Origin of the sequence: Photobacterium chitinilyticum (genome assembly GCF_004104355.1) — a bacterium.
Taxonomy (GTDB): domain Bacteria; phylum Pseudomonadota; class Gammaproteobacteria; order Enterobacterales; family Vibrionaceae; genus Photobacterium; species Photobacterium chitinilyticum.
Window position 1 is genome coordinate 160,777 of the sequence record NZ_RJLM01000003.1, and the last position, 19,969, is coordinate 180,745.

The window sequence follows — 19,969 nt, forward strand, 5'->3', positions numbered from 1 at the left end:
AGATGAACCAACCTCGACGTAATATTTGCTACCGCCTGTTGGCGGTAGCAACTTTGTTTTTCGCCAGCATGTCTGCAATTGCCGGCGATCCTATGGATGATGTTTTTTCTCTGCTCGATAGCGGTGGCGGTACGCGATCTGGAATCAATAAGGTTGACGGATATTACGTCGTTGCTATGGGCACCTCGGGTCGTTCTTCCGAGTCTAAAGGCTATGAAGAAGCCAGAATGGGAGCCCTTCGACAACTAACAGAAATGATCAACGGCGTTGCTATGAGCGGCAGCACCCAGGCTTCGATGACATATATCACCGTTACTGACGGAGATAACTCCCGTGATTTTTCCCGCGAAAGTTTTGTCGATGTCGTAAATACCCAGTTTCAGGGACAACTTTCAGCCGCCAAAGTCCTCAAAAAAGGCAAATATGACGGTGACTACTTTGTCGCAATGGTCATTGCCCAGTCGGATCTTGCCAACATCGCCGCCCTGAGAACTCCGGGGGCTACCCAAAATCAACAGAGTGGAAACACAATTATCATCGCTACAGATGCCGCCAACCAGCAAATTGCAGACTTTGCCAACGGCCCGACATCCGTAGAATCCAAAGGCCTGGCCTCGATGAAATCTGGCGAGCAGAAAGCGCGTGAACAGGCTATGCAGGACGCAATCCGTAATGCCGTTCAGCAGGCGCAAGGCGTCATGCTGCAGGGTAAGTCTGGCATGTTCAACGATGCACTGGCCATGGCACTTTCCACCAAAACAGAAGGTTATGTTAGTAGCTATGAGATCTTGGATGAAGATATAGAACGCGGAAGTTACTACGTCATCATGATGGCCGAGGTTGATTCCGGCAAACTGCTAAATGACGTCAACTTCTATCTCAATATCCTTGGCCAACCAGTTTTTAGCGTCAAGTCAGACAACAAAGCCAAAACTGACTGGATCACCGATGAGCTGGAAAGACTGGGTTTTGCTATCAACGATGGTTCCGGTAAACCGACACATACCTTCTATTTGAAACAAAACCAACGCCCGGTAGAAGATCATAAACATTCAAAAGGTATTGAAACCTCGCTTAGCGTTAGTCTTAAAGACAATCACACTGGCGACATTTTATTAACGGTTAACAATTTACCGATCAAGACCCGAATCTATGTCCAGCCGGAAAGCCGTGCCAAGCAAGTCTCTGAGCATGTTGCTTTCAAGCAAATGAAGGCAAAGCTTGGTCCTGAAGTTATACAATCGCTGGCTCGTCATGCAGAGAAAGGAACCATCTACAAGATCGTGCTAAAAAACGCCAAGCGAACTGATGTCGATATCTTCAAGCATGTTCTTAACAACGGTACTAACGGTACGGTTGAAACTTGGAACTGGGATAAAAAAGGAAAAACAATGACCTTGGACTACCGATTTTCCGGCCCATTGACCGAGGCATTTGACCAAAGCCTGAATGAGATCTATTCCAGCTTCAAGAAGCAAGGCAAAGGCCGACGCCCCCATATGAAGAAAGTAGATAACCGCTCGGCGTATTTTGACATTGTGAGAAGTTAATGAAAAAAGTACTCTTGCCATTATTAGCACTTGTTTCAACCCATGCCCTCGCATTCGATGCGAGGGATGTTTATGAGCAGAAATACGCTGAACAGCCAAGCGGCGTGTACCAAGACTCAGGCCATTTATTTTTCGTCGTTAAGCAAGCTTGCGAAGGGGACAAGAAATATTCAGGCACCAAGGAATCTAAACTTGCCGAGAAAGCGTTCTATCAGCAACTCTTGGCTGAAGCGAGCCTTCGCCGAGTCTCATTTGATCCGAACTCGATCTCGTTGAGCGGCCAGCTAAAAAAAGATGTACTTGTCTCAATTGGGCAGCAGTATGATGCCAAGGCTCTGATTTCACACCAGCTACTTTTTGATCGTGATAACGGAAGCTGCTTGCGCGAGTACGTTCAAGTTGCAGATGCAACACAGTTCGAGCAGGAAAAAATCCAGGTTCCAGCAGATACTGCCGAGAAAGTTAGAAATAAACTGCTCCTTGATGCCATGGAGCAGCAAGACTTGCCGCTATTGGCCAGCTATATGCGTTCACTGGATTTGACCAATCTCGAATCTGTCTATGCAGAACGGACAAAAGCCCCCTATTACGCCGTCGACTTCCAACTCGGCGATGATCCAAGCGCTTATTCCCAGTTCTGTGAGCAAGACAGCAAGTACTGCCCAAAACAAACTCAAAACACCTATCAATTCGACTTTAACTCGGTACTCGATACGGCGTTTTCGGAAAAGGGGATCATCAACCTTAATTCGATCCATCCACGAATCAAGATGAGCTCGGCACTATACGCAAATGCCAAAAGCAATTTTGACTCAGGAAAAAATCCGGCCCAAATCGAGCTGGACCTAACGCTTTCCCTAAATGCCAATGCCAACAATCCTCTTGCATGGCAAATGCTAAGCAGTCTCTATCGAGCAACAAACAAGCCGCAACTGGCACTCTATTCTGCTCAGCAATATCTCAGCCAGCAGCCATTCTCGACCGAGTCGTGGGTTTACCTCCTTGCACCGCTACGCAATGAAGATCAGCAACAGGCCCAACGCTTACATGACGTTTTATCTTCACTAGCTAAACACGCCCAGTTTTCTCCGTGGGCACAGAACCAAATAAAGGTATATCAATGAATAATAAAATAAAGCCACTCGTTTTAGCTATCAGCCTTGCTGTATCGCCGTTTTCTCTGGCTCAGGACTTCATCCAACAAGATGCAACGCCAGCTCTCGAAGCGGTAGCAGAAACAACGCAACAGCCTTTTGAACAAATCGAGGTTGCTGATGAAATGATGTCTGCTGAAGAACAAGTAACAGACTACATGATGCAGCGCGGATGGGGAGAGGGCTGGGATAGCAAGAAGAAACGCCTATTTGTTGTTCACTCTGAAAGCTTCAACACTGAAGACCCTTCCTACGATGATAGCTTCATCACCAAGCGTTCAACATACGCTATGTTGGCAACCATGGGCGCAAAAGCCAAAATGGTTGAGTTCATGAGAACGCAAATGAGCGCTACCGATCAGCTGAATGCACCGGGTACCGATGTCTATGCCGAGCTCAATAAGCAATACCTCAAGCTAGAGAAAAAGCTAGCATCGCAGCAAAAGAAGCTGATGAAATTGCTAGAAGATGTTAATGCCAAGGAAGCGGATAAGCTTAAGGGGGTTACCTGGTCTGATCGCAGTGATGCATTTATCGATGCTGTTATCAAAAAACTGGACGAGTCATACAGCGCCGGCAATATCCAAGATGACAAAATTGCCAAATATGAAAAGGCAAAATCGCGTTATGAAAGTGCCCAGTCCGAGATGGATGTATTGGCCGAGAAAGCCAAAGCTATTCGAGGCAGCGTCGCACTTGAATCCACCAGCACCGTTGAAACACTAGCCAAAGCACCGATTCTAGGCGCTTCAATATTGGTTCAGGCAGAATCGTGGAATGCCGACGAGGAAGAGTACCAAGTCGCTACGCTGATGGTCTGGAGCCCGAAATTGGAATCAGCCGCCAAGGCGATTATTACCGGTGAAGATGTATCGGTGAAACCCAAGCAAGCAATGACAGTCCAGAACTGGCTGAAAACACAAGAACTATCAACTTTGGTAGGCCCTCGTCAATACGTAGACCAAGATGGCAACCGCTGGTTTATCGGCGTATTTGCCATGCCGTATGAAGGATCTTCTTCACTGAAGCGCAAAAATAAAGGTATTGCGGAAGCCTTCGCGAAGAAAGAAGCAGCAATGGCACTTTACGCTGATATCGAAGTGCAAAAGCAAGCCGCTATTGCTTTGCAAACACGCAGCGGTGACCTACAAAGCAACGACCATACAGAGACAGCAACAAGCCTTGCCGAGCAAACCCGCCAATCAATCGAAAACCGGCCGGTTAACGGCCTGTCCAAACTGTTGACCAAAACAGTCACCCACCCTATTTCTCAGCAAAAAATCCACGTGGTTGCATACGGTATTTCCGCAGATAGTGCGACTCAGGCACTGGAAATTGAACGCTCTAGTCTAGGTGCCGCTGCATCAAGCAATCGTGCAATTCAGCAAAATACCGCGAATAAGAAAGAGCTGGACAAGGCTCTCGACAGATCAAAGCAACCTGTGACAAGCACCTCGGCATCATTGAAGGAAACCTCGGCAGTTCCTAACACCAAGGTTACCCAAAATACACGCCAGGAAAAGACAGGCAATACAAGCCTGCTTAATGCTCCAACAATCGACGAAGACGACTTTTAAGTATAAATTTGTATGGAGTAACAAATAGTTACTCCATAGGCTAAATAAAGCAGTGTGTAAGGAATAACAATGAAAAAGATTCTAGCTCTATCAGCATTCACTATCGCCCTTGTAGGCTGTCAATCGACCAAACAAGAAGAACCTGTTCAGGCTAAAGTTAATGTCCAGCCTGCTATCGCAGAGTGCTATTTCTATGGCAAACCAGAGTTGGCAGCACCGAATTGGATTTGTAATCCAAATGCAAATCGCGAAGAATTCATTCGCGAAGCTGTTGGGTTTAGCGGTGATACTGCCGGTGGCATTGCACACCAGAAAAACCTGGCTATCCTCCAAGCCAAAAAAGAACTGGCCGACCAGGTGAAGTCTGAAATCATCTCCAAAGTGAAGAACAAAACTGGCACGCTTGGTGTCAATGGCTCGGCAGGTGCCAGCGCTGCGACATCGTCAGAAATGGAAGCCATTGCCAACGTTGAACTCGAAGGCGTTGAAATCATTCGCTCATTCCGAGGCCCAGATGGTTACTTCTATGTTCACGCAGGTCTTCCTCGCAACGTTTTCAAGCAGAATGTTGAAAATATCGTTGCCGCTGTAGATGAAAAAGCGCCGCAAAAAACCCAAGTAGCACCTCAGTCTTCTCCGGCGCAAAACAAGCAGCTGGCAGACGAGATTGCACAAGCACTTGGTGAGATGTAAGGAATAACCGATATGGCTAAGTTTGTTACACCAATCGTGCTTGGCATGAGCATGAGCTTGATCTCAAGCTTAGCCATCGCCCAGGACACTGTGGACACCGACAGTTTCAGCGCTAAAAAGGCGAGTATGATCTCGTCGTTCAGCGAGTCAAAGCAGGCCTCTATTGATGCATTTGAGAACTCGAAAGCAGAATACCTGGCTAAATTTAACCAAGTAAAGCAAGAGCTATCCAAAAAATGGGACAACCCACAGCTGACCAATAAATCCACCTGGATTCAATACAGCCAAAATAACGATATCAAGCGTTCCGTCAACTTTGAAACGGGCGAAATTACTGTCGAAGTTGTTGGTAACAACCTGACCGAAAAAGAAATCAACACTGTCGTTCAAAAGCAGTTGAATGAGCTAAAAAGTGAAACAACGTCTGATGCCTACAACAAGGATCCCGTTCTTGCGGGTACCAAGCCATCGAAACTGACAGCAAAAGAAAAAGTCCTGCCAGACGTCAATGTCAACGAATTGGCCAGTACGGCAAAAAAATCATCGTTTAAGCAAAATAACGGCTTGCAGCTTACCAAGGTAAGTATGTCCTACCCAGCAGACCGTATTGCCAAAAAAGCCATGATCTATATGCCGACGGTACTTAAGAACGCCAGCAAGTGGGATGTGGACCCAGATCTTATTCTGGCGATTATGCATACTGAAAGCCACTTCAACCCAATGGCTCAATCTCACATCCCCGCCTACGGTTTGATGCAGGTTGTACCGACCTCTGCCGGTAGAGACGTCACTAAACGCTATTTAGGCAAGGAAAAACTGTTACCAGCAGAAGTTCTGTTCAAGCCTGATTTTAATATCGATATCGGTACGGCCTATCTCAATGTCCTTCAGGCGCACTACTTGAGAAAGGTAAAAGATCCGACCATACGGACATATCTGGCTATCTCTGCCTATAACGGCGGTATCGGAGCCGTTGCAAAGCACTTTACTGGCAAAGGCTCACTGTCTCGCCTTGCAGACAAGGTAAACACGCTGCAACCAAATGATGTATACCAATCCATAACCAATGATTTCCCGTACAAGGAAACCAGAAACTACCTAAAAAAGGTCCACACCAAGCAGACCTATTATAAAACCCTACTTCAGGCCAGCGTAATTTAATGACTAAGTATTTATTAACCTTCGCCTTATTAACACCTTTAACGGCATGGTCTGCCCCTAGCTGGATAGAGGCACCTGAGCACCTTCCCGGCCACATCACCGGGATTGGCCTAGGCGAGGATATAGACAAAGCCAAGCAAGATGCGATGGCGGATATTGCCAATACCCTATATTCAAATGTGAGTAGTTCCGTCAACGTCAACGTTACCACCTCTCTCGACGGTGGTAACTACCAGTCCAAGGCGTCTAAGTCGATCGAGAGCAGCAACGTATTGCTACCGAAGATCACCTGGAAAAACATTGCTGCCGATGAAGGCATCTATTATGCGATGGGGGTAATCAGCCAGCAGGAAACCGTGGAACTGTACGAGCATTCGTTGCAAATGGCTTTAAAGCCTTTTGGCGCTATATCTGACAGTTCAGAATTAACACTGAATGAGTACCTGTATATTCAAGCTAACGAAAGCCAGTTATCATTGGCTTCTGATCGTGCTCTCGTCATCCAGTCGCTATCCAAGCCATCAAGCCAGTATCTTGACAATATTGCCCTGTTATTCGATAAGCGAAATCAGTTTGCCCGTACCACCTGTTTCACTGTAAAAGAGAGCCACTCTCGCCTGGCTGACAAATTCTACCTACCTGCCATTGAGAGTGCCATTCAGTCGGACAAATTCGCACTAAAGAACAACAGCCAATGTATTCCGGTAAGGTTCAGATCTAAGACAAACAAATCAGGCAAGACGATTGCCAGTGTTAACATGCAACTTACCATCGGCAGTCCCGCTGTCGTCAGCAAGGTGATACACTTCCAGGGGCAAAGTTCCGGTTCGTATAAGTCCGCAATGATTGATGCTGCCGATAGCTTCTCTACCTACTTTGCTCAACATGGTGGCTTGCTGCACAATATGCTCAACAAGCCGGGAAGCTCCCTGACCATCGAACAATAAATATAACGATAATATGCAGTTACTTCTCCTATCGGCGATTTTCATTGGTATGCTGGTGCTTCTGCGCCAGATAGAGGTCTATTCTGCATCAAAGCTAGCGCAGTACGGTAAATACCGCCTGCGTTACCTTACCGCCTTTATCGGAACCCCGGTTCATGAAATCAGTCACGCTTTACTATGTGTTCTCGCTCGACACAAAATCCATGAAATCAAACTGCTCCAGTTGAATGGCAACAGTCAGCTTGGCTATGTCCATCATAGCTATAACCCGAAGAGCCTATACCAGCAATGCGGTCGCTTCTTTATCGGCAGCGCCCCTATCTTTGGCGGCCTGCTGACTATGGCCATCGTTTCAAAAATCGCCTACCCTCATTACGACTTCGATCACCTGGTTGGCTCCAATCAAAATCAGCTTTTGGCTATCAGCAACATCTCTGATTACCTTGTTATTTTTATGCAAAACATACGTCATTCGTTTGGGCTTTACGTTGAGTTATTCGACCAGGGAAGTCTAAAGTTTATCGTGTGGTTTTTTGCTATGGCGTCTATTGTGTGCCATATCTCCCCATCAGCGGCTGACATGAAAGGAGCTGCCAGCGGGGCACTCTTTTTAACGGCCCTACTCGCCTTACTCTATTTCGCTGCCAACATCGATATTTACAGCATTGCTTTATTGAGCATCAGCCTGCTACTAAGCATTCTGACACTGGTTTTTCTGGTGATTATCGTCTACTTGCTGTTGCTTGTTGTTCTCGCCAAGCTATTACCTTAAAGAAAAGGCCACCTTTTCGGTGGCCTTAACAATCATTTCGCCTCTTGTTTCAACAGCTAATTTACTGCTTTGCCAGATCATCAAGCGGCAACCAGTCAACAGTTACTCCTGCCTGAATAAACATATCCTGGCTGACTTTAATCTTGTCCCCCCAGCGAGAGAGAAAGTCTTCCGTCTGCTCAGGACAATGAACAGCCGAAATACCGGTTTGAATAATCTTTGCCGCACAGTTCGGACATGGGAAATGCGTTACCCAGATGTCACTGCCTGCCAAATCACGCTTGGCAAACAAAATTGCGTTCTCTTCTGCGTGAAGCGTTTTTAGCAGCTTCATCTCGCGATCATCGATATCTGCACTGTCTGAAATACCATGCGGATAACCATTAAATCCAACCGAAACAATCCGGTTACCGTGAGTAATCACAGCCCCCACTTGTGTTGATGGATCTTTACTCCAAGAACCGACCAACTCGGCCATTTGAAAAAAGCGCACAGCCCACTTAGAAATCATGTTCTTTACCTATTTTGTCGATTTCTGTTATTTTGCAAAACTTATCCGCCCACCTCAAGAGCATAATAGAAGATTATTAAAAACAAGTTTTTACCAGAGTCATTTAGATAACCAATAGACACGCTCAAATCATAACCATTGGCGTTATTACATAAAATTAATGCCACTACCCCGATCACTTGAGAAATAAGTATCAATAAATATGCATTAGACATTAATTCGACACCGTATATAGATAATTCCATCTTGAACTTATGAACAAAGAGAACTCAAGATGGAAAAAAAATATTTAGTCTGCTGCATGGCACTATTTAGCGGGCAAGCACTAGCTGAATTAGGCGAATCAGGTTTTTCTGGGGAAATTTCAGCGCTTATTGGATTTGGTTCCGAAGAATCTAACTTCAATACAGATAGTGATAAAACGATTAACAATGTCGATAACTCAGGCCAATCAAAGTCTGAGGTCTTGGCAGCCCCTCTCGGTCAACTTCGTTATACATTCGGCCAACTAGACAACCATCAAGTCTTTATCGGTACATCAAGAGAAGATATCGCGGTCGGTGATTTTGCACTGGAAGCCGGTTACCGATTTGGGTTAACTGAGGACTCTTCAGTCGCAGTCTCATTTCTACCGACCATAATGGGTGGGGAAACATGGGAAGACCCATACCTAGTAGGCGCTGAGCGAAAAGCAACGGACATATCAGGCAATGCATTCCGATTTCAGTACAACGGCATCATGGATTCTCCTTTTTCGTTGGATTTGGCCTATTACACCCAAGATATCGATGTTGAACACTCGGGTTCTCAATATACCAGTACACAACAGAAACTCTTGGATCGCAGCGGAAACGGGCTGTACTCAAAAGCGTCATACAAATACATGATTGACAGTACATCGCTACTGCAGCCTGCACTAATCTATAAAACTTTTTCTGCTGACGGCGAAGCAATGTCTAGCAAAAGCTACGGCGCTGAGCTGTCATACATGAAATTTGTCAGCAAGCATGCATTTTCTATCTCGGGTAAATATCTAAACATATCTTATGATGCATCTCACCCTGTTTTTGATATCGAGCAGAAAAACTCCGAGTACAGCTTGTTTGCAGGATATGAATACGATCAGTTCATGGGATGGGATGATTGGGCATTTAATGCCATTGCCGGATATGACGCAAAATCGTCTAATATCACCTTCTTCGATGAAACTCAGTACATGGTTGGCGTAGGCGTTACCTACAAATTCTAACTTCCGCCAAACATAGAAAAGCCCACACCTAAGTGTGGGCTTTTCTTAAAGAATTCTTGGAGCGGGCAGCGGGAATCGAACCCGCATCATCAGCTTGGAAGGCTGAGGTAATAGCCATTATACGATGCCCGCTTTATTGGTTCCGCTAGCGTTAAGCTGAACACATTGCATCGAACTGTGTTCATAATGTCAGATCCTTGCGCAAAATAAAGCACTTAAAATCAAAATGTGACACAAGTCACCAAAGCACCCGCTGAGTGTTTGAAAAACAATCACATATAACTCACTTGAAATGCATATTTTCCACCACGATGGACTTCTATGGCACTCAGTTGTTAACAAGGTCACGACTCTACTTGAGCCTCGAAAGTCTATTCTTAATCTCTGAGTGCAAGTTCTCTCAGTTAAATTATTGCCAGAAAAAAGCATTTCAGAAAATTAAAACTAGTTAAGAAATTGATTTAACTAAGCCTATTTTGAATTTATTTGAATACTGAGTTTCCTCTAAAGTATTTGCCTGACCATCCGGCATCGCTTGCAGGCTTTTCCGCTAACCAGTTAGTTATCACTAAAGATAAGTAACTCGCTGTTCGTTGTACGAAAAGTGACTATCCTATTGAAAAAAGTGATGCTACAAATTAAAATGATAATTATTAACACTAGAGAGCAAAATGTGATTTCACTTTACTAACATAGACTTATCATTAATATATGACAAAACCTACGATTTACATCAATGCTGAAAACATTTCTAGTGGCAGTAAAGTCCCATTGTTGAATGTTGATGAACAGCAAAATCTGTCTGAAGGTGTATTTGACGCAGCTTCTGAAAGCTATGAAGCACTTCAATTTGATAGATCAAGACTCAACATATCAACTTATTCCTTTTCGGGAATTAAGATTGTTATTTTCGAGGGCACAATTTACCAAGAAATTGAAATTCCTATCCAGGATAACAGCGAATATTTGTCATTGGCTTTTGTTAAGAGTGGCACTATCACTACTAAATCCAAACGATGTAGTTTTGAGCATATTGCCACAGCAAGGACCGCCAACCTCTGCTGCCATTGTTGCTTCGAAGGCACAGCATATTTTGCTCCAACAGAACATTTACAAATTGTTTCAATTTGCTTTCCTAAAGGTTACCTGACCGAGTTCGATGCTCTTATAGCACAGTGCAATAGCTATAAAGCATATGGCTATATGCATATTCCCATGGTCAATAATCTTCCCATGCAAGAATGTGTGGATATGTTAATAGATCCTCCTGTAACAGGTAATGTTAAACAGGTGTTTCTTAAAGGCAAAGCATACGAATTAATATCTTTGAGTATACAGTCAATGTATAGTCAACCAATATCATCTTGCGGTGTTAGCGATAAAGAAAGACATAGGGCTTATCAAGCGAGGGATATTCTTGAGGACTCTTTACTCAATCCGCCGAAATTACGAGCACTTGCTCATTTAGTCGGCACAAACGATTGCAAGCTTAAAAAAGATTTTAAAACTGTTTTCAATACAAGCCCTTATGCCTATGTAATTAGACGACGCATGGAAAAAGCATATCAACATATTATTACCAGCGACATGGCAATCACAACTATTGCCCAAAATCTTGGTTATAACAATGCGAGTCATTTTTCATCTACCTTCTATAAACACTATGGCGTTAAACCAAGGGATCTAAAACACCTGCGCAAACGCAATTAAGCGTTGAATAATCTGATACATTGAGCAGTCCCATCTAAAATTTGTCCTGCCACGTAGATGATACGAGACAGGACGTTATCAATTTATTAGCAATTCTCAGCTAGATGCCAATTTTTAACTCTTTGCTGTGCTTGCCACATAGAGCAATAGCGGCCAGGGTTGGCGATAAGTTCATTGTGTATACCCTGCTCGACGAGCCGACCATCCTCCACCACTACAATATTGCTAGCAGAGGTAACTGTCGACAAACGATGCGCTATCACAATTACTGTTTTATCCTTAATCAAAGTATCAATTGCAGACTGAACAGCAACCTCACTTTCAGTATCAAGTGCAGCCGTTGGCTCGTCTAGAACAAGTATTGGTGCATTTTTCAAAATCGCTCTAGCGATACTGATACGCTGACGCTCCCCCCCTGACAATCTAGATCCAATGTCACCGACATGGGTTAGATAACCTTGAGGAAAACGAGTTATAAACGCATGGCAATTAGCTGCTTTAGCCGCTTGCTGCACTTCCGAGTCGCTTGCTTCAGGTCGAGCCATGCGAATGTTCGCCAAAATCGTATCATCAAAAAGGTAAACATCCTGAAAGACCACAGATACTAAACTATTCAGTGTCTCAGGCGGGATAGCTCGAATATCAACACCACCGATCTTCACCCCCCCTTTTTGAGGGTCTGCATAACGCATCAACAATCGCGTAACCGTTGTTTTTCCGGCCCCAGAAGGCCCAACCAACGCTGTCATGCTCCGTGCCGGAATCGTCAGGTTGAAACCTATCAAATTTGGCTGATTCGAACCTTGATATGAAAAATCCACCTGCTCAAAACTAATGTCGTAACGTTGTGGATGTTGCTCTGGCAGCTGCGGCAGTTCCGGCACTATCAATAATGCTTCAATACGCAACAAGGAAGCTTCCACTAAGTGAATAATCTTGGTGTAGTTAATAAATGAAGCCAATGGTTCAGCATATCTAACTATCACAACTAACAACGCGGCTAAAACGGCAAGATCTGTCTCACGCTGCACTACCCAGTATGCCCCGCAACCAAAAACAATTAACAACCCCAGCTCAAATACACTAGAAATTAATAAGTTTGGCTTAGTGCCTTTCTCTTGTCCCTCAGTTTGTACCTTCTCAAGGTAAGCCAGGCTTTCTTGAAGCCTTTGTGCCTTTTCACCCGCACATCCTGTTGAGCGCATCACTTGTATACCTTGTGTGTACTCAAGAACATTAGCATTCAACTGCTGGTGAGCATCGACATAATTACTAATTCCCGAGTTAAAACGCGGTGCCAACCAACGGTACAATGGAATTAAAGTCGGGAATATTAACATCAGCAACATCCCGAGACGCCAGTCGTAGTAAAGAGTGCACACTGCTACGATCAATGGGCACAACAAGGCATTCAGCAACATGTTGGCAATTGTCAGGGTATAAGCCATATTTTCATCAACATTACCCAGCAGTGTTGCATTCACCTCACCAGCACGCTTGTCTTTCAGACTCTCTAATGGAACCACTCGGAGCTTTTCACCTAAGCGAGTTCGTAACTGATGAGAATTTTTCGCCATATCACCGCGAAAATCAAACCCTTGCGATCCCCATCTCGCCACCAAACTCAAGAGTGTCAATAGCGTCATCACGACAAGCCACTGCACCACTGCCTGAGCGTCTTGAATAGTAAAAATGGCGACAAACATAGGCAGTATGCATGCTAACGCCCCTCCTTGGAGCACAGCCGCCGCTATCAACAACCACATACTACGTTTTAGTTTGGGTCCATAGCTGCCACTAATAACAATTAGCCGCTGCCATATCTCCCACCATGTAAGTGAACGAGAAGGCTGGATCTCATTAGCATTCTGTTCAAGTTGATCTGCATGACTCATCGCATTTCTCCCTTGAGCTGATTGTCTGATACTGCTGATATTTCGCTAACCAGCCGCTGTTCAGGTATTGCGTTAATGTTACCGTCTTTTCTGGATAACTCCTCTTGATTCAGAGCCCAAGACTGAGCCTGCTCATAGCTATCCCACAGACGGGCATAAGTGCCTTTATTTAGGATTAAATCATTGTGTTGACCAGATTCAACAAGGCTTCCGTCATCAAAGACAAGGATTTGATCAGCATCTTTTATTGTGGTCAGGCGGTGGGCAACCATGATGACAGTTTTACCTTTCATTAATGCTGCCAGCGCTTCAACAATGGCGGCTTCATTTTCTGGGTCGGCAAATGCTGTAGCTTCATCAAGCACGAGAATGGGGCGATCCTGCAGAACTGCTCTCGCTATTGTAATACGCTGCTTTTGACCTCCTGAAAGAAAGGCCCCTCGCTCACCAGCACAGGTCTCGTAACCATTTGGCAATTGCATGATAAACTCATGAGCCTGAGCAACTTTTGCCGCCTCAATCACGTCTTGCATTGTTGCGCCCGGATTACCAAGACGAATATTATCCGCGACACTTTCGGCAAACAAAAAGGTATCTTGAAAGACAAAAGCAACATACTTCATTAGACTTTCCGAAGTCAGATCTCTTACATCCACTCCTCCAATCGTTATTGCACCTTGGCTTACATCCCAAAAGCGTGGCAACAAACGAGCTATCGTTGTTTTTCCAGCCCCCGACGCTCCAACCAGAGCAGTAATGGTCCCATCAGCAACAGTAAAACTGACATCTCGTAACACATAATCACTCACTTCATCATAGCGAAAGCTTATGTTGTCAAAACAAATATCATGCCCTTGCGGCACACTTTCATGCTCCGGCTGAGAAAGCGTTTTTTCACCTAATACCTCATTGATTCGAGCAATGCTTATCTTCGCTTTGCCTATAAGATGTTGTAAAGAAATTAAAGGCATCATTGATTCAGCCATACCCGTACCTATGAGTAAGGTGGCTAACCAAGTGGAGAACTCGAGATCATGGTGCCAAAAAAGCCATGCTCCACTCCAGAGCAACAACACAAGCGTCGGCATTGGGTTCAGTAAGGCAATAGAGAAACGAGAAGAAAAACTGACACTCTGATACCAACTCACGACGACTTCTCGGTAAGCTTCCAACGCTTGGTAATAACGACCAAATGTGCTGCTTCCCGTATCAAATGTTCGTACCACTGGCATCGCCTGTACATATTCAACAACGGCAGCGCTAACTTGTTCTCGAGTTTCCATATAGCGCTTTGAAAGATCACCATGATCCTTCCTTGCAACGCCAAGAACAATAAACCCTGATATCAGCAGCCCTACCGTTACAGCCGCTAGCCGCCAGTCAAGTATCAACAAGCCAAGTAACGTCATGATTGGCGCTGCGTACGCTCGAGCATAGAGCGGCGTACTATCTGCGACGAACACATGAAGTTCTTTGACATCATCTTGGATAACTTTACTGAGCTTACTCGCACCAGTTTGCTGGATGTACCCCATAGAAACGTGTGCAAGATGCTCACTTAGCTGGGTACGGAGAATCGTTTCCAAACGAAATGCAGCACGGTGCGACTTCGCGAAGGAACGCAGCCTAAGCACATAAGCAATGACAGTAAAGCAGACTGCCGCTAAGATCTCACGACTCGGCCAAGCTTGATCTGTTTCTATCATCGCTCGAATAGCAAGCGCCAGCGCAAACAAGCTAGCTAACACCGATAACGAGCTCAACACCGATAACGCCATCGCAAACCTTATCTGCCCTTTCACAGGCGACATTATCTGCCAATCATCTTGAGTTGATTGTTGTTTTTTCACACAAACAGTCCTTATAAATTGCGAATTATCATGACAAACGTTCAACAAGTATTGCCGTCGACTGACCACCTCCGGCACATACTGCAGCGATACCAAGAGACTCGTCTTTCATTTTCATTGAATGCAGGAGCGTAACAAGAATACGTGCGCCCGATGCGCCAATAGGATGTCCCATCGCCAATGCTCCACCATGTGGGTTCACTTTGTCAGGGTCCAAACCCAGGTCTCGCATAATTGCGAGAACCTGAACCGCAAAAGCCTCATTGATTTCAAACTGATCAATATCTTGGATAGTCATTCTAGCCCTCTGCAATAACTGACTGATTGCAGGTACTGGGCTCATTCCCATCATTTCTGGCAAATATCCTACCGAAGACCAGGCAAGAACCCTCGCCATAGGCTCAATTCCCTCTTGAGCTGCACGTTTGGCAGACATAAGTAATACGGCAGCCGCGCCATCGTTAATTCCTGACGAATTTCCGGCGGTAACTGTTCCATGGGCAGTAAAAGCAGGAAGCAATGCTGAAAGAGATTGTTCATCGACATTACTATCAATAAGTTGGTCTTTGTCAGCAATTTGAACCTTTCCATTCGCCAAATAATGGACTGGTACTATTTCTTGCGCCGATTGCCCGGCAAGCGCAGACGCTTTTAATCGCTGCGAAGACAGTAGTGCATAAGCATCTTGCTCACCGCGGCTTATCTGATAGGCTTTAGCAATGCGCTCAGCCGTCATACCCATTTTTTCACCGTTAATGGCACAGGTTAATCCGTCTTGCATCAAGCTATCCATCAGGCGTAATTCACCCAAAGCCTCTGGCTGAATTGTCGAGCGATTAAGTAGAAAAGGGGCATTGGACATACTTTCCGTTCCGCCTGCAATCGCCACCTCTGAGTCTCGAAGCGCGATACACTGAGAGGCCTGAATAACGGCCAATAACCCACTACTACAAACCTGATTTAAACTGTAGGCGACCGCAGAAGAATCAATTCCAGCTTGCATTGCTATCTGCCTTGCTGGATTCTGTCCATGACCAGCCTGAAGCCCCTGCCCCAGCACAACATGATCTACGATACGAGAAAGTGATTCAGCATGAGTGACACTCTTGCAAACCGCTAAGCCTAGTTTTGCTGCGGTCAATGAACTAAGTTGGCCCTGAAACCTTCCCATTGCTGTTCGAGCTGCATTCACAATAACTATTTCTTCAAGCATTGCTTAAATCCTTTATTTAGCAGCCAATATCGAACCATGCCCTTTCCCATATTTATGGAAAAGAGCACTTCACTTACCAAATGAATAGTGAGGACGATAACTGGCCTGTTTAGCTATTGCGCGGCGGGTTGTTTCGGCTGCTCAGGTATACTTTTCCAACGCATCACCACCAAGACACAAAACAGTCCTAGTAATAATGCAAAAAGCTGGAAAGGTAACTCGGCTTTTATCTGATATAACAGCGCCGAAAGCAGAGGACCTACCACATAACCACCAGCCTGAGTCCCTGCAGCAAGACCAGAAGCAGCTCCTAGCTCATTGCTATCTACAGCTAATGTCACCGCAGTATTGAAACCGGTGGTCATCATGCCAACGGATACACCAAACAACACAAAGAGAGCATGCATCTGCCATAGCTGTTCCGGCAAAGCCATCAGGAAGAAAGCCCCTGCTCCGGCTGTCAGACCAACTACAATCTGATTTGCTGGCGATAAACGCATTCGGCCGATTATCAGCAACTGCGTAACAATAGTAGCAATAGCTGAACAAACGAAGCCAATACTCGTTTGTGCCGCAGCATGTTCTGGGCCGAGTTGGAACAAGTCCTGATACCTGAATGCGGTAACCTGCATCAACCCGGAGAAAGCAATAAAATATGCCAGACCGGTAAGCAACAAAAAGAAAATACGCGAATCAGTTGGCTTCAGCTTAACTTTGCTTTTACTGACCGACTTTGTCTTTCCTTCAGGCATAATAACAAGAACAAGTACACCTGCTACGGCAGAAATAACGGCTGAAACATACAAAGGCAGGGTGATAGACAGAACCACTAACAGCGAGGCTATCCCTGGCCCGCCTATCATCCCGATACCATAAGCAGCTTGGATAGAAGCCATTGCCGATGAGCGGTTCTCTTCACCAGTAGACTCCGCAATCGTAGCCTGGACTGCAGGAAAGACCCCGCTAGACAATAGCGCATAAAACAAACGTGCTATTGCCATAAAGAAGAAAGCCGAAGTCGCAGTAATAACACCGAACCGGCCTAGGTCACCAAACAACCCAAACAAACCGGTAGAAGCTGCGTAACCAAGAAAACCAAAAGCGATGATCTTCTTTCGCCCCCACTCATCACTTTTTCTCCCCCAATAAGGGGCAGAAACCATGAAAGCAAGCGCTGCTGAGGTAAAAATCAACGCTACTTGATAATCGGGCATTCCTATCTGTCGCCCAAGCGGCGGTAATACAGAAAAAATAATGGATTGGCCGGCCCCGACAGTCGCGAGCCCGCACAGTAATATCCAAGTCGTTATTTTAGGCATAGCTGATACCTTACTTTTGAAGTCAAACAGGTATTAGAAGTCTACAGACAGACCCAAACCGAGTGTTCTTGGTTGACCCGCTCCGGCAATAGGTGCTGGTCCAGGGAAAGGCAAGGCATAGTAGTTGGTAACATATGATTCATCCAACAAGTTTGAACCGAAGATATAAACGGTATAGTCATCAAATTTATAGCCGAGATGAGCATCAACTAAACCGTAGCCGTCAATTGTTAAGGTATTGGCTGCGTCAGTATAAGTTGATGAGCGATAGTTATAAGTAAGATGCCCATACAAGCCTTGGTAGCCGTCGTAATTCAGCGAAAGCGCAGATGTAAACTGGGGAGCATTTGCCATTCGTTTACCGGCAAACTCACTGGTTTTATATTCAGCTTTGTTCAAGCCGGTTACACTAGTAAGCGACCATTCCATATTAATGAGCCAGTTAATATCAAATTCAGCACCATAACTACGGGCTTTATCTACATTGAAAAATGAAATTTGATTCAATGCGCTAATACTCCGCCCATGAGCATCTTTGATATCTAAATAAAATAGGTTTAAGTCTAAATTAAGCTGGTTTTCGAACCACGAGGATTTCACCCCTAATTCATAGTCAATAGTTTCTTGCGGGTCATATTTCGCGTTATCTGGATTAAGTTCAGTAAAGTTGAAACCTCCGGATTGATAACCTTTCGAAACGCTACCGTAAAACAAATTGTCACGGCCTAGCTGATAGCCAAATGCAGCCTTCGGCAACCAGACATCCCACGATGCACTTCGGTTATACTGACTAGCCATCTCCATACCCGAAATTACGTTACTAGTCGATGAATCAATATTCTTCTCGTCTTTTTGCCACCGTAATCCAAGCGTCGCTTCAAGTTTATCCGTCACATTGAACGTACTTTGACCAAATACCGCATACTGATCGCTGGATACGTCAGTCATATTATGTGATTCCATCGGCCCAAAGAGCGAATTTGGAACTACTGTGCCATTATCTTTAGCATCATATAAATTATCTTGATAGAAAATCCCGCCAACCCAGCGGATCTCACTGTTGTTGGAATTAAACCTCAATTCATGTGACTGCGTTTCAATATCGGAATCATCCATGAACTTAGCACCATCGAAGTTGCCCAATACAGGAGATACTGACCCGTTAGTACGATCCATATCAGAAATATGCTGTGCAGAAGTATGCTGGTTGGCAGCCAGGTAAGTAACAACAAAGCTATCAGCTTCATGTTCAACTTTAAGAGCCTGATCTGCCACTTTGACATTATTTTTCGCATCAACTTCTTGGCGCGTTGTTAGCGAACCATCATTTTCGGCATAGAAAGGAAGACCACCATTATCACGGCTCTCGCCATTAAAACTCAGTATAGCGTGAGTCCTGTCTGATATATTCCATCTAAAGTGGCCATTATATTGATTGGCTTTAGATTCATCGTAATCAGATCTGGAGCCCGGATAATTATTAGTTAAGTGACCTGAACTATCACGAAAACGCCCCGCGATATTAAAGCTCAGAACATCTTCAATCAAATCTTGTCCATACGCGCCATAAATCATTCTGCTGTTGCGTTCAGCAATTTCCGCAACCAGCTTGCCTTCAGGCTCACCGCTTGACTTACGTGTTATCACATTGATAACACCACCAAGGCTGCTCTGACCATACAAAGTACTTTGTGTACCGCGTAGGAACTCAACACGTTCAACGTTCAATAAACCTAAATCCATACCATAGACGGAGGAATGCGGTACACCATCAATGTAAACTGTGATTGGTGACTCTTGAGCAAATGCTGATGTCGCTAAACCACGATAGCTGGGTGAAGAAAATACACCATAGTTGTTTGAAATGGCGACGTTTGGCAAGGTCTTCATGAATGGTTCAAGGCTATAAATGCCCTTTTGTTCAAGCTCTTCTCCCGTAGTAACTTGCACCGACACTGGAATTTCTCTTACATTCTCTTCCATTTTGGTGGCCGTCACCGTCATTACCTCGGCTGGACGGTTTGCTGATGATAAGTTATTTTGAGATTGAAGCTCTGAAGAAGCTTGCGCTTTTATAGATAAAGCAAACACCACTGATGCGGCGAGCAGTGTCATACGAATAGGCATTATAGATCCTTTGAAAATATGGTCACCCAGAAACCGTAACGATAGCCATTCTCATTAAGGATGAATATTAGAAAAGGGAGCTTTTACAACAGAATGCGGAATTTCAGTAAAATTTGTTGCTTTCACTGAACAATGTATGACTGAAAGAACAATAACCAGCTCCAATCAATGTTGCTGGCAACTACTAGTGACAAGCTTATAAATACATACAGTGAGGAAGCTTCCATGCTTCCATTTGGCA

The 19,969-nt window shown here is 44.9% G+C and carries 15 protein-coding genes and 1 tRNA gene; 9 read left to right on the forward strand and 7 right to left on the reverse strand.

The features are described from left to right. Positions 1 to 2: 2 nt before the first annotated feature. The 7 genes from EDI28_RS09745 (at position 3) to EDI28_RS09775 (ending at position 7,854) form a co-directional block, all read left to right on the forward strand. On the forward strand, positions 3 to 1,550 hold the full coding sequence (locus tag EDI28_RS09745; protein ID WP_128783672.1) for a flagellar assembly protein T N-terminal domain-containing protein: 1,548 nt from the start codon (positions 3 to 5) through the stop codon (positions 1,548 to 1,550). Further along, entirely contained in the window at positions 1,550 to 2,674 is a 1,125-nt protein-coding gene (locus EDI28_RS09750; RefSeq protein WP_128783673.1) for a hypothetical protein, read from the forward strand. Before EDI28_RS09745 ends, EDI28_RS09750 begins: the two co-directional genes overlap by 1 nt. Then, positions 2,671 to 4,281 carry a hypothetical protein gene (locus EDI28_RS09755; protein WP_128783674.1) on the forward strand — a complete coding sequence of 537 codons (1,611 nt, stop codon included), beginning with the start codon at positions 2,671 to 2,673 and terminating at the stop codon, positions 4,279 to 4,281. Before EDI28_RS09750 ends, EDI28_RS09755 begins: the two co-directional genes overlap by 4 nt. A gap of 69 nt (positions 4,282 to 4,350) precedes the next feature. Beyond that, positions 4,351 to 4,974 (forward strand): LPP20 family lipoprotein, encoded by a 624-nt coding sequence (locus EDI28_RS09760; RefSeq protein WP_128783675.1) that lies wholly within the window; start codon positions 4,351 to 4,353, stop codon positions 4,972 to 4,974. A gap of 12 nt (positions 4,975 to 4,986) precedes the next feature. Beyond that, positions 4,987 to 6,135 carry a transglycosylase SLT domain-containing protein gene (locus EDI28_RS09765; RefSeq protein WP_128783676.1) on the forward strand — a complete coding sequence of 383 codons (1,149 nt, stop codon included), beginning with the start codon at positions 4,987 to 4,989 and terminating at the stop codon, positions 6,133 to 6,135. Beyond that, positions 6,135 to 7,082 (forward strand): LPP20 family lipoprotein, encoded by a 948-nt coding sequence (locus EDI28_RS09770; protein WP_128783677.1) that lies wholly within the window; start codon positions 6,135 to 6,137, stop codon positions 7,080 to 7,082. The genes EDI28_RS09765 and EDI28_RS09770 overlap by 1 nt, the downstream gene beginning before the upstream one ends. Before the next feature lie 13 nt (positions 7,083 to 7,095). Then, on the forward strand, positions 7,096 to 7,854 hold the full coding sequence (locus EDI28_RS09775) for a hypothetical protein (protein ID WP_128783678.1): 759 nt from the start codon (positions 7,096 to 7,098) through the stop codon (positions 7,852 to 7,854). Positions 7,855 to 7,915: 61 nt separating this feature from the next. On the opposite strand, the gene EDI28_RS09780 is transcribed toward EDI28_RS09775, so the two are convergent. Beyond that, positions 7,916 to 8,365 (reverse strand): dCMP deaminase family protein, encoded by a 450-nt coding sequence (locus EDI28_RS09780; protein WP_128783679.1) that lies wholly within the window; start codon positions 8,363 to 8,365, stop codon positions 7,916 to 7,918. Between the two features lie 274 nt (positions 8,366 to 8,639). On the opposite strand from EDI28_RS09780, the gene EDI28_RS09785 reads away from it, so the two are divergent. Continuing rightward, positions 8,640 to 9,614, forward strand: a complete 975-nt coding sequence (locus tag EDI28_RS09785; RefSeq protein WP_128783680.1) for a DUF2860 domain-containing protein — start codon at positions 8,640 to 8,642, stop codon at positions 9,612 to 9,614. A 57-nt stretch (positions 9,615 to 9,671) separates the two neighbouring features. Here the strand turns inward: EDI28_RS09785 and EDI28_RS09790 are convergent. Further along, positions 9,672 to 9,746 (reverse strand) — tRNA-Gly (locus tag EDI28_RS09790). A 579-nt stretch (positions 9,747 to 10,325) separates the two neighbouring features. Here EDI28_RS09790 and EDI28_RS09795 point away from each other — a divergent pair. Further along, on the forward strand, positions 10,326 to 11,324 hold the full coding sequence (locus EDI28_RS09795) for a helix-turn-helix domain-containing protein (protein ID WP_128783681.1): 999 nt from the start codon (positions 10,326 to 10,328) through the stop codon (positions 11,322 to 11,324). Between the two features lie 86 nt (positions 11,325 to 11,410). Here EDI28_RS09795 and EDI28_RS09800 read toward each other — a convergent pair whose 3' ends face one another. The 5 genes from EDI28_RS09800 to EDI28_RS09820 all read right to left on the reverse strand — a co-directional run bounded on the left by EDI28_RS09800 (position 11,411) and on the right by EDI28_RS09820 (position 19,728). Continuing rightward, complete coding sequence (locus EDI28_RS09800; protein ID WP_233353334.1) at positions 11,411 to 13,030, reverse strand: ABC transporter ATP-binding protein; 1,620 nt, start codon at positions 13,028 to 13,030, stop codon at positions 11,411 to 11,413. A gap of 185 nt (positions 13,031 to 13,215) precedes the next feature. Further along, entirely contained in the window at positions 13,216 to 15,069 is a 1,854-nt protein-coding gene (locus tag EDI28_RS09805) for an ABC transporter ATP-binding protein (protein ID WP_233353335.1), read from the reverse strand. 28 nt (positions 15,070 to 15,097) lie between these two features. Next, entirely contained in the window at positions 15,098 to 16,282 is a 1,185-nt protein-coding gene (locus EDI28_RS09810) for a thiolase family protein (protein WP_128783683.1), read from the reverse strand. A 113-nt stretch (positions 16,283 to 16,395) separates the two neighbouring features. Then, positions 16,396 to 17,601 carry an MFS transporter gene (locus tag EDI28_RS09815; RefSeq protein ID WP_128783684.1) on the reverse strand — a complete coding sequence of 402 codons (1,206 nt, stop codon included), beginning with the start codon at positions 17,599 to 17,601 and terminating at the stop codon, positions 16,396 to 16,398. Positions 17,602 to 17,634: 33 nt separating this feature from the next. Next, positions 17,635 to 19,728 carry a TonB-dependent receptor gene (locus tag EDI28_RS09820; protein WP_128783685.1) on the reverse strand — a complete coding sequence of 698 codons (2,094 nt, stop codon included), beginning with the start codon at positions 19,726 to 19,728 and terminating at the stop codon, positions 17,635 to 17,637. Between the last annotated feature and the right edge of the window lie 241 nt (positions 19,729 to 19,969).